Genomic DNA, 10614 nt, shown 5'->3' on the forward strand with positions numbered 1-10614 from the left:
CGTGCGCGTTCTCGTCATCGACAACTACGACAGCTTCGTCTACACCCTCGACGGCTACCTGCAGGAGCTCGGCGCCGAGACCGACGTCGTGCGCAACGACGTCGTCGCGGCCGACGAGGCGGCGTCGCTCATCGCCGACTACGACGCCGTGCTCGTCTCGCCCGGCCCCGGCACCCCGGCCGACGCCGGCATCTCGATCCCCGTCGTGCGCGCCGCGATCGTGGCCGAGAAGCCGCTGCTCGGCGTCTGCCTCGGCCACCAGGCGATCGCTGAGGCCCTCGGGGCGACCGTGACGCACGCCGAAGAGCTCATGCACGGCAAGACCTCGATGATCGAGCACGACGACAGCGAGCTGTTCGAGGGTGTGCCGCAGCCGTTCCGCGCCACCCGCTACCACTCGCTCGCGGTCGTCGACGGCACCGTGCCCGACGAGCTCGAGGTGACCGCGCGCACGCCCGGCGGCGTCATCATGGCGTTGCGGCACCGCTCGGCCCCGGTCGTCGGCGTGCAATTCCACCCCGAGTCGGTGCTCACCGAGGGCGGCTACCGGATGCTCGGCAACTGGCTCGCGGACGCCGGGCTGCCCGAGGCCCGCGCGGCCGCCGAGGGGCGCAGCCCGCTCATCGCGCCGAGCGTGTCGACCGACTAGCGGTCGGTCGCCCCGCCGCGGCCTCGGCGGAGGCAGTGTTCGGCGTCAGCCGTTCGGCGTCGGCGCCGGGGTCGCGTCACCCTGAGTCGAGCCGGCGACGCCGGAGCACCAGGTGAGCGTGATCTCCGAGTTCTGCGGCTGGTCGCCGGGGGCGAGCGACTGATTCGTGACGAGACCGCCGGTGCAGCCGTTGTTGCCCTGCACGCGGATCTGCAGCTGCAGCCCGCTGAGCTGCGCTGTCGCATCCCCGATCGGCAGATTGCGCACGTCGGGCACGGTGATGAGGCCGGACGAGATGACGATCGCGACCGTGTCGCCCTCGCGCACCTCGCTGCCGACCGCGGGGTCGGTGCGGATGACGATGTCTTTGCGGATGTTCGGCGAGTTCTCGGCGGTGATCGCACCGACCTGCAGACCCGCCGCCTCGATCGCGGCCTGCGCATCGGCGAGCGTCAGCCGGTCGATGTTCGGCACGGCGACCGTCGGCGGGCCGGTCGAGACGATGACGTCGATCTCCTGCCCGGGCGAGACGGTGACGCCCGCGGCCGGCTCGGTGCGGATGATCTGCCCGTCGGGTACCTCGGTGCTCGATTCGGGGAACGGGTTCGGCTCGAGCCCGTCGTCGATGAGCCTCTGGGCGCCGTCCTCGTAGAGCTGCCCGGCGATGTCGGCGACCTCGACCGAGATCGACGGCGCGAGCGGCGTGCGCTCGAGGTTGAAGGCCCAGAAGAGCACGGCGACGACGACGACCGCAAGCACGGCGATGCCCGACCAGATCCACGCCACGGGTGGGCGGCTCTGCGTGCGTGAGCGGCGCTCCTCCTCGTCGTCGACGCTGAGCTGGCGCATGGCGGCGGCGGTGTCGGTCGTGGCCTGCGGGTTCACCCCGAAGAGCGTCGAGGTGAAGTCGGCGGGGGCGTCGACCCGCTTCGGCGGCACCTGACCGGCCGCGGCCGCGGCGACGTCGGCGCGGAAGTCAGCGGCGGTCTGGAACCGCTCGAAGCGATCCTTGGCGAGGGCGTGCAGCACGACGGCGTCGAGGGCCGGCGAGATGCCGGTGCGCAGCGAGCTCGGCGCGACGGGCGCCTCGCTCACGTGCTGGTAGGCGACCGCGACGGGGGAGTCGCCGCGGAAGGGCGGCTGCCCCGTCAGCATCTCGAACAGCAGCACGCCCGTGGAGTACAGGTCGCTGCGGGCGTCGACGGTCTCGCCGCGCGCCTGCTCGGGCGAGAAGTACTGGGCGGTGCCGAGGATGGTGCTGGTCTGCGCGACCGTCGCGGCGGAGTCGGAGACGGCGCGCGCGATGCCGAAGTCCATGACCTTCACCTGGCCGGACTGCGTGATCATGATGTTGCCGGGCTTGATGTCGCGGTGCACGACGCCGGCGCGGTGCGAGTACTCCAGCGCCGTGAGCACGCCCTCGATGATGCGGGTCGCCTCGGCGGGCTCGATCGGCCCTTCGGCGATGATGTCTTTCAGCAGTCGGCCCTCGACGTGCTCCATGACGATGAAGGGCGAGATCGTCTCGGCGCCGCCCGGCTCGAGCGTCGTCTCTTCGCCGGCGTCGAAGACGCGGACGATCGTGGGATGCGCCATGCGCGCGGCGGCCTGGGCCTCCTGGCGGAACCGGGTGCGGAACACCGGGTCGGAGGCGAGGGAGGACTTCAGGAGCTTGACGGCGACGCGGCGGCCGAGCCGGGCATCCGTCGCCAGGTGCACATCGGACATGCCGCCGCGGCCGATGAGCTCACCGAGCTCGTAGCGGCCGGCGAGCAGCCGGGCGCTCTGGGCGGTGCCGTCGATCATGCTGTGCGTGCCTCTGCTCTCCGCGTGGTGCATGGGTGGTGCGGGTCGCTTCAGTGTACGGGGCGTTCCTCCGGGGGCCCGCCCGCCGCCCTTACGGCGACGGGCTCGGCTCGGGCGCGGGCGCCGCCGTGATGGGCACGGCGAGCTCGCTCGAGCGCTCCGACTGCAGGTCGCCGCAGAGGGCGGTGTAGGTCACGCGCAGCTGGCCGCTCTCGGCGAGCGTGACCACCATCGACGTGACATCGGCGGCGACCGGGTTCGAGAGCTCGGGTGCGCCACCGACGGTCGTGAAGTTGTAGCCGCTGAGCGGGTAGCCGGCGGGGCAGCCGTCGTAGGTCGGCCAGCTCAGGGTGACGTCACTGCCGCCCGGGTACGGTCCGCTGCCCGGGTCGATTGCGAGGTTCGAGGGCGCCCCCGGCGTCGGGATCGCGTCGTAGAACGTCACCGTGATGAGCGTGTTCGGCTGCACGGTGCCGCGCGGGTTGACGCTGTACGACAGGCCCACCTGGCCGCCGTCCGGTGCGACCTGACCGATGACGGGGTCGAGGCGCAGGCCGAGCTGGGCGGCCTTGTCCTCCGCCGCGGCCTGCGTGATGCCGATCCACTCCTCCTCGACGATCGTGATCGTCTCGGGGCTCGGCGACGTGCTCGGCGAGGTCGACGGCGAGCTGCTCGTCGACGGGCTCGTCGAGGGCTCCGGCTCGGCGTCGTTCGGGGCGGTGAAGATCGCGATGAGCGCACCGACGATGAGCAGCAGCAGCAGGCCGATGAGGGCGATGAGCGGCCAGGTCCACGGCGAGCGCTTCGCGGGCTGCTCGGTCGTGCGGGTCGCGGTCGTCGCCGTGGCTCCGGCGCCGGCCGAGGGCATGACGCGGGTGGCGTCGTCGGCGGTCGGCAGCACGCGCGTGGCATCCGCCGCGGCCGCGCCGACACCGGCGACCCCCGCGACGATCGCGACGGCCGCCGCGACGTCGCCGCGCCGCAGCGCCTGCGCGGCGCGCGCGAAGTGCTGCGCCGAGGCCGGTCGCTGGTCGGGCTTCTTCGCGATGGCCGAGAAGACGAGGTTGCGCACGGGCTCGGGCACGGTGACGGGCAGCTCGGGAGGCTGCTCGTTGATCTGCGCCATCGCGATCGCCACCTGCGACTCGCCCGTGAAGGGGCGGCGACCGGCGAGGGCCTCGTAGGCGACGATGCCGAGCGAGTAGATGTCGGTCGACGGCGAGGCGGGATGCCCGCTCGCCTGCTCGGGAGACAGGTACTGCACCGTGCCCATCACCTGACCGGTCGCGGTGAGCGGCACCTGGTCGGCGATACGGGCGATGCCGAAGTCGGTGATCTTCACGCGACCGTCGGGCGTGATGAGCAGGTTGCCCGGCTTGATGTCGCGGTGCACGAGACCCGCCTGGTGGGCGGCGTGCAGCGCCGAGGCGGTCTGCGCGACGATGTCGAGCACCTGGTCTGTCGAGAGCACCCGCTCGCGCTCGAGCACGGTCGACAGCGCTTCGCCGGGCACGAGCTCCATGACGAGGAAGGCGCTGCCCTCCTCCTCGCCGTAGTCGTAGACGTTGGCGATGCCCTCGTGGTTGACGAGGGCGGCGTGCCGCGCTTCGGCGCGGAACCGCTCGAGGAAGCCGGGGTCGCCGAGGTACTCGTCCTTGAGGATCTTGATCGCGACGGTGCGCCCGATCACGAGGTCGGTCGCCTGCCACACCTCTCCCATGCCGCCGATCGCGATCCGGGAGAGCAGCTGATACCGCCCACCGAAGGTGAGCCCGCTCGTGGGTCTCATCTGTTCAGCACCGCCTCCAGTACCTGTTTCGCGATCGGGGCCGCCACGCGGTTGCCGAAGGCCGACTGGCCGAAGCCGCCGCCATCCTCGACCACGACCGCGATGGCCGCTTGCGGGTCGTTCGCCGGGGCGAACCCGGTGAACCACAGCGTGTAGGGGGCGTCGCCGCCGTTCTCGGCCGTGCCCGTCTTGCCCGCGACGTCGACCCCTTCAATCCTGGCATTGCTCGCGGCGCCGTTCGCCACGCCCTGGACCATGAGCTGCGTCATCGTCGTCGCCGTCTCGCGGCTGATGGGCTGGCTCAGCAGCACCGGGTCGTCCTCGCGGATGATGGAGAGGTCGGGGGCGATGATGCTGTCGACGAGCGTGGGCTGCATGAGGTTGCCGCCGTTGGCGATCGCGGCGCTGATCATCGCGATCTGCAGCGGCGTCACGCGCACGTCGTACTGGCCGAAGCTCGAGAGCATGAGCTGGGCGTCGTCGAGCCCCGTGGGGAACGTGCTCGGCGTGGCCTCCATCGGGATCTCGACCGAGGTGCCGAAGCCGAACGCCTCGGCGTACTCGGCGATCGTCTCCTCCCCGAGCGCGAGCCCGAGCTGCGCGAAGGGGATGTTGCAGCTCAGGCGCAGCGCGGTGGCGATCGTGACGGTCTCGCCGCCGCCGCACGCCCCGCCCTCCGAGTTGGAGATGACGCTGGACGAGTTCGGCAGCTGCAGCTGCGGCGGGTTCGGGAAGGTCGACTCGGGGGTGAACTCGCCGGAGTCGATCGCCGCGGCCGACATGAGCACCTTGAATACCGAGCCGGGGAAGTACAGGTCGCCCGCGATCGCCCGGTTCACGAGCGGGTCGTCGGGATTGTTGATGAGCTCCTCGTAGGCGGCGAGCACCGCGGAGGTGTCGTGCGCCGCCAGGCGGTTGGGGTCGTAGCTGGGCTTCGAGACCATGGCGAGGATGTCGCCGGTGGCGGGGTCGAGGGCGACCACCGCCCCCTGCTGGTCGCCCAGGGCATCCCAGGCCGCCTGCTGGATGACCGGGTCGATCGTCAGCTCAACGGCGGCACCCTGCGGGCTCTGCCCGGTGACGAGCGCGCCGAGCTGGTCGAGGAACTGCTCGTTGGCGGTGCCGGAGAGGAACTCGTTGAGCTCGCCCTCGATGCCCGTGTTGCCCTGGTTGAGCGTGAAGTAGCCGGTGATGGCGGCGTACAGCTCGGGCTGGGTGTACGTGCGCAGGAACTCGTACTGCGTGTCGACGGCCTTCGACTCGGCGATCGCGACGCCGTCCACGAGGATCGGGCCGCGCTCGGCCGAGTAGGTGTCGAACAGGGTGCGCGAGTTGCGGCCGTCGGCGCGCAGCTCGTCGACCTGGAAGACCTGGATGACGCTCGTCGAGACGAACAGCGCCAGGAACATCGCCAGCGCGACGATGCTGATGCGGCGGAGCTCCTTGTTCACTCGTCCACCACCAATCGCGGCTGGTGACGCACCTCGTCGGAGAGGCGCAGCAGCAGGGCGGCGATGATCCAGTTCGCGACGAGCGCCGATCCGCCGGCGGCGAGGAACGGCGTCGTGAGGCCCGTGAGCGGGATCACGCGCGTGACGCCGCCGACGACGACGAAGACCTGCAGCACGACGACGAACGACAGGCCGACGGCGAGCAGGCGCCCGAAGTCGTCGGTGCCGTTGAAGCCGATGCGGAACCCGCGCGCGACGAACAGCAGGTACAGGCCGAGGATCGCGAAGAGGCCGACGAGGCCCAGCTCTTCGCCGAGGGCGGTGATGATGTAGTCGCTCTCGGCCAGCGGCGTGATCGTGGGCCGACCCTGGCCGAGCCCCGTGCCGACGAGCCCGCCCTGCGCCATGCCGAACAGACCCTGCACGAGCTGGTAGCTGCCGCCCTGCGCGTCGTACACCTCGGGGTTGAACGAGTCGAGCCAGGCAGCGAAGCGCCCCTCGACGTAGGTGAGGGTGCGACTGGCGACCGCGGCGCCGCCGAGGAAGAGCCCGAGGCCGATGAGCACCCAGCTGAGCCGGCCGGTCGAGACGTAGATCATGACGATGAACAGGCCGAAGTACAGCAGCGAGGTGCCGAGGTCGCGCTGGAAGATCAGCACCGCCATCGCGGCGACCCAGATGATGAGGATGGGCCCGAGGTCGCGCGCCCGGGGCAGCTGCAGGCCGAGCACGCGCCGCCCGACCAGCGACAGCGAGTCGCGCGCCGTGACGAGGTAGCCGGCGAAGAAGATCGCGAGGGCGATCTTGGCGATCTCGCCCGGCTGGAAGGTGAAGGAGCCGAGCTGGATCCAGAGGCGGGCGCCGTTGAGCGTCAGGCCGATGCCGGGCAGCATCGGCAGCAGCAGCAGCACGATGCCGGCGAGCATCGCGATGTAGCGGTAGCGGGCGAGCACGCGGTGGTTGCGGATGACGACGATCACGGCGAGGGCGATGACCATCGCGATGGCCGTCCAGACCATCTGGCGGATGCCCAGGCTCTCCCACCCCGAGTCGCCGCGGGCCAGGTCGATGCGGTAGATCATGGCGATGCCGAGCGCGTTGAGGGTCGTCGCGATCGGCAGGATGAACGGGTCGGCATCGCGCGCGACGATGCGGAGGGCGACGTGCATGCCGAGGGCGAGCATCCCGAGCGCGGAGGCCTGCCAGAGCACGCCGGGGTCGAGTTCTCCGTTCACCCCCAGCTGCACGAGGGCCAGCGCGGTGCCGCCGATGCCGAGCGCGACGAGCAGCAGCACGAGCTCGAGGTTGCGCAGCTTCGAGGGCTGGCGCACGGTGATCGCGATCGAGCGCGTGAAGGTCGGCTCGGGGCTCGCCTGCGTCGCGGCGGCCCCCTCGGGGCTAGTCGGCGGCACGTTCGAGCCTCTCGACGATCGACAGTGCATCTTCGAGGCTGTCGGCGTTGATGGTCGCCTCGACGGTCTGCCGGCTGAACGGGGGCAGGTCGTCGAGGGCGATGTCGGTCTCGCGGTAGACGCTCGAGAGCCTGATCGGCCCGATGCCCTGCTGCACGCCCTGGAAGATCGCGACCTGCCCGTCGACGACGCCGACGTAGTAGCGCGACTGGGTCCAGTTGTAGCCGGCGATCGCGGCCGTCACGAGCAGACCGATGATGAGCGTCAGGCCCACCGACCAGGTGATGCGGCGACGGATGCGCCTGCGGCGATCCTCGGCGATGAGCTCGCGCAGAAACTCCTCGCTCTCGGGCTCGAAATGCTCGTCCTCCGCCACGCTCGTCATGAGCGGGTGCAGCAGCAGGGCCGGCAGGCGCACCCCGCGGCGCGAGGTGTCGACCTCGAAGGTCAGCGGCGCGCTCGCCGACCCGACCATGACCGGCTGGCTGGTGGAGCTGGAGTCGGTGTCGTCGACGCCGACGAGCACGACGGTGACGTTGTCGGGGGCTCCGTGGTCGAGGCTCTCGTCGATGAGCGCCTGCGCGGCGGCGGCCGCGTCGTCGTGCTCGGCGAGCAGCTCGGCGATCTTCTCCTCGCCGACGTAGCCGCTGAGCCCGTCGGAACACAGCAGCCAGCGGTCGCCGGGCTCGGTGTCGAGCACGAGGGTGTCAATCTCGGGGTTGATGTCGACGTCGCCGAGCACGCGCATGAGCACCGAGCGGCGCGGGTGCACGGCGGCCTCCTCGGGCGTGATGCGGCCCGAGTCGACCAGGCGCTGCACGAAGGTGTGATCCTTCGTGACCTGCTCGAGCTCGCCGGCCCGCCAGCGGTAGATGCGCGAGTCGCCGATGTGGGCGATGACGACCTTGTCGCCGACGCGGATGAGGCCGCTCACCGTCGTGCCCATGCCGGTCAGCTCGGGGTGCTCGAAGACGGTCTCGGCGAGCTCCTGGTTGGCCTCCAGCAGCGCCTGGCTCAGCACCTGCTCGGCCTCGTCGACCGAGTCGTACGGGCGATCGTTGTGCGCGATCGCCTGGATGGCGAGCGCGGAGGCGACGTCGCCGCCCGCGTGGCCGCCCATCCCGTCGGCGACGACGAAGAGGTGCGTGCCGGCGTAGCCCGAGTCCTGGTTGTTGGCTCGGATCTTGCCGACGTGCGAGAGGGCGGCGGTGCGGAACGTCATCGACCTACCGTCGCAGCTCGAACGTCGTCGTCCCGATGCTGACCGGGGTGTTCAGGGGCACCGGGGTGGGAATGCTGACGCGCTTGCCGTTCAGGAAAGTGCCGTTGGTGCTGTCGAGATCCTGGATCATCCACTGGTCGCTCCACAGCATGAGGCGCGCGTGGTGGGTCGAGGTGTAATCGTCGCGGATGACGAGGCCGGAATCGGCGCTGCGACCGATGGTGAGCTGGTCGTCGCCGAGCTCGAGCTCCATGCCTTCCTTCGCGCCGGAGGTGATGACGAGGCGGCGGGCGGGCGGCTCGGCCTGCGGCTCGTCGTCGTCGGCCGTCGCGGCGGGGGCCGAGGTGCGGGCGATCGGCGCGGTGGCGGCGGCGCTCGCCGCGGCGGCGGGTGCGGCCGCGGAGGCTGCGACGACGGGTGCGGATGCTGCGCTCTGGCCGTTCTGCGCCGGGAGCCTGCGCACCTTCTGCCCGAACAGGTCGCTGCGCAGGGCGTAGACGATCGCGAAGACGAACGCCCACAGCAGGATGAGGAACCCGATGCGGAGGACGAGCAGGGTCAGTTCGCTCATCGTGCTCCTCCTCGGGGCGGGTCGGCCTGGGCGAGCACCCGGAAGAGGATGCGGGTGCGCCCGATCTCGATCACGCTATCGGGCGGCAGGGCGGCCTGGGTGAAGGGCTCCCCATTGAGGGTGGAGCCGTTCGTCGAGCCGAGGTCGTTGACCTGGCCTCGCGTGCCATCCCACAGCACTTCGATGTGCTTGCGGCTCGTGCCGGGGTCGTCGAGCGTGATGTCGGCCTCCGAGCCGCGGCCGATGACGGTGCGCGAGGCGAGCAGCGGGTAGCGCTTGCCGTCGATGTCGAGCACGGGGTTCCAGCGCACGGCGCCCTTGACGCTCGTGGAGTCGACGCGGATGACGCCCTCGCTGAGCGACTCGTCGGCCTGCAGCGCGATGCGGATGCCCCCGGGGAAGGTGTAGCGCTGCGCGGCGGCGTGCTGCTGCACGAGCTGCGTGAGCTCGTCGATGAGAGCTTCGCCCAGGGCATCCATGCGCTGCTTGTCGGCGGGGGAGAGCCGCACCGTCAGATCGTTGGGGGCGAGGATGCGGTCGCGCGACACGACGGCGGCCTTCGTGTCGAGCTCGCGGCGCAGCGCCGCCGAGATCTCGAGCGGCTGCACGCCGCTCTTGAACGTCTTCGCGAACGCACCGCCGACGGCGCGCTCGAGACCACGCTCGAAGCTGTCGAGAAGCCCCACGGCACGCGTCCTTCCCTGGTGGATGACCTCTTGAGGATAGTGGGGAGGCTTGGAGGGCGCCCGAGCCGCGCCCGCGCACGGGGTCTCGGGCGCCGATCGGAGGGTGCGCGCTGTGATAATCTCGCTGGGCTGGCGGGGTTTCGACCCCGTCTCGCGCGAGTGGCGGAATTGGCAGACGCGCTGGCTTCAGGTGCCAGTGCCCTTACGGGCGTGGGGGTTCAAGTCCCCCCTCGCGCACGCGGCTCCTTCGGGGGCTGAGTGCGCTGGAGGAACGGCCCCGGTCTTCGGATCGGGGCCGTTTCGCGTTTCCGGTCAACGGGCGGTCACACCTGCGGAATCGCGTGGACACTGACGGTTCTGCCTGCAACGCTGGCTTCATGACACTTCCACACGGAATCTTGCTCACTCGGCTCAAGATTGAGAAGTTCCGCGCGATTGGAAATGCCGACGTCGATCTCACCGAAGCCACAGCCCTCGTGGGCCAAAACGGATCGGGCAAGTCGTCTGTCCTTCGAGCTCTCAACGCCTTCTTCAACTTCGAGGAGGAGCAAGTCGACTTCGAAACAGGACGCCACGCATACCAAAAGAACACCGGATCGACGATCGAAGTCTGGATAGACGGACTCACGGCGGATAGCGCGTTGCCCTTCAGTCAACCCGATGGTTCCGTCCTCCGCGCGCGGTTCAAATTCGTACGACAGAAGCCTTCGTGGGAGGTGCACACTGGTGGTCGCTGGCAGAAATCAGCGGACGGGTTCCGAGTAGCGCTACGAAAGCAGATTTCGTTCGCGATGGTCCCGACCCGAAGGGATCATGAGGTCGCGCATGGCGCGGCACATGGTCTACTTGGTCGCGCTGCCGGTGAGTGGATTGCCGCCAATCGTCAGCGGGACCGTGTCAGTCCGCGAACCTGGAGTCCCGCGGGGTGGTGGTCTTTCGGGCCCGCGGCGTCGTGACCGCGACGGGGTGAGCCATCGTGCGATGGTCAGTGAGAACGACCAAGAACTCACACAGAAAGACGACACCGC

Annotated in this window: 9 protein-coding genes and 1 tRNA gene; 3 read left to right on the forward strand and 7 right to left on the reverse strand. The window is 70.3% G+C overall.

Annotated features, from left to right (window positions below; genetic code table 11):
* Position 1 precedes the first annotated feature (1 nt).
* Positions 2 to 649, forward strand: a complete 648-nt coding sequence (locus tag ID804_RS11695; RefSeq protein WP_169080343.1) for an anthranilate synthase component II — start codon at positions 2 to 4, stop codon at positions 647 to 649.
* Positions 650 to 694: 45 nt separating this feature from the next.
* Here ID804_RS11695 and pknB read toward each other — a convergent pair whose 3' ends face one another.
* From pknB to ID804_RS11730, 7 genes are all read right to left on the reverse strand, one after another.
* Positions 695 to 2455: a Stk1 family PASTA domain-containing Ser/Thr kinase gene (pknB, locus tag ID804_RS11700; protein ID WP_169080345.1), complete on the reverse strand. Its 1761-nt coding sequence runs from the start codon at positions 2453 to 2455 to the stop codon at positions 695 to 697.
* Between the two features lie 91 nt (positions 2456 to 2546).
* Positions 2547 to 4244, reverse strand: a complete 1698-nt coding sequence (locus tag ID804_RS11705) for a serine/threonine-protein kinase (RefSeq protein WP_169080347.1) — start codon at positions 4242 to 4244, stop codon at positions 2547 to 2549.
* Positions 4241 to 5695, reverse strand: coding sequence for a peptidoglycan D,D-transpeptidase FtsI family protein (locus ID804_RS11710; RefSeq protein ID WP_169080349.1), 1455 nt, complete (start codon positions 5693 to 5695; stop codon positions 4241 to 4243). Before ID804_RS11710 ends, ID804_RS11705 begins: the two co-directional genes overlap by 4 nt.
* Positions 5692 to 7038 carry an FtsW/RodA/SpoVE family cell cycle protein gene (locus ID804_RS11715; RefSeq protein WP_317451285.1) on the reverse strand — a complete coding sequence of 449 codons (1347 nt, stop codon included), beginning with the start codon at positions 7036 to 7038 and terminating at the stop codon, positions 5692 to 5694. Before ID804_RS11715 ends, ID804_RS11710 begins: the two co-directional genes overlap by 4 nt.
* Before the next feature lie 55 nt (positions 7039 to 7093).
* Positions 7094 to 8329 (reverse strand): Stp1/IreP family PP2C-type Ser/Thr phosphatase, encoded by a 1236-nt coding sequence (locus tag ID804_RS11720; protein ID WP_169080353.1) that lies wholly within the window; start codon positions 8327 to 8329, stop codon positions 7094 to 7096.
* A 4-nt stretch (positions 8330 to 8333) separates the two neighbouring features.
* The gene (locus ID804_RS11725; protein WP_169080355.1) at positions 8334 to 8900 is read right to left on the reverse strand and encodes an FHA domain-containing protein FhaB/FipA; all 567 of its coding nucleotides are present in this window, start codon (positions 8898 to 8900) and stop codon (positions 8334 to 8336) included.
* Positions 8897 to 9586, reverse strand: coding sequence for an FhaA domain-containing protein (locus ID804_RS11730; protein WP_169080357.1), 690 nt, complete (start codon positions 9584 to 9586; stop codon positions 8897 to 8899). The genes ID804_RS11725 and ID804_RS11730 overlap by 4 nt, the downstream gene beginning before the upstream one ends.
* A gap of 153 nt (positions 9587 to 9739) precedes the next feature.
* Here ID804_RS11730 and ID804_RS11735 point away from each other — a divergent pair.
* Both ID804_RS11735 and ID804_RS12505 read left to right on the forward strand, forming a co-directional pair.
* Positions 9740 to 9823, forward strand: a tRNA-Leu gene (locus tag ID804_RS11735).
* A gap of 140 nt (positions 9824 to 9963) precedes the next feature.
* Positions 9964 to 10542, forward strand: a complete 579-nt coding sequence (locus ID804_RS12505; protein ID WP_169080359.1) for an AAA family ATPase — start codon at positions 9964 to 9966, stop codon at positions 10540 to 10542.
* The last annotated feature ends 72 nt before the right edge of the window (positions 10543 to 10614 follow it).

It is taken from the genome of Microcella alkalica, assembly GCF_014595885.1.
Taxonomy (GTDB): domain Bacteria; phylum Actinomycetota; class Actinomycetes; order Actinomycetales; family Microbacteriaceae; genus Microcella; species Microcella alkaliphila_B.

Coding starts and splice junctions, on each gene's coding strand:
- ID804_RS12505 (WP_169080359.1), top strand. CDS start 9,964: ATGACACTTCCACACGGAATCTTGCTCACTCGGCTCAAGATTGAGAAG.
- pknB (WP_169080345.1), bottom strand. CDS start 2,455: ATGATCGACGGCACCGCCCAGAGCGCCCGGCTGCTCGCCGGCCGCTAC.
- ID804_RS11705 (WP_169080347.1), bottom strand. CDS start 4,244: ATGAGACCCACGAGCGGGCTCACCTTCGGTGGGCGGTATCAGCTGCTC.
- ID804_RS11720 (WP_169080353.1), bottom strand. CDS start 8,329: ATGACGTTCCGCACCGCCGCCCTCTCGCACGTCGGCAAGATCCGAGCC.
- ID804_RS11725 (WP_169080355.1), bottom strand. CDS start 8,900: ATGAGCGAACTGACCCTGCTCGTCCTCCGCATCGGGTTCCTCATCCTG.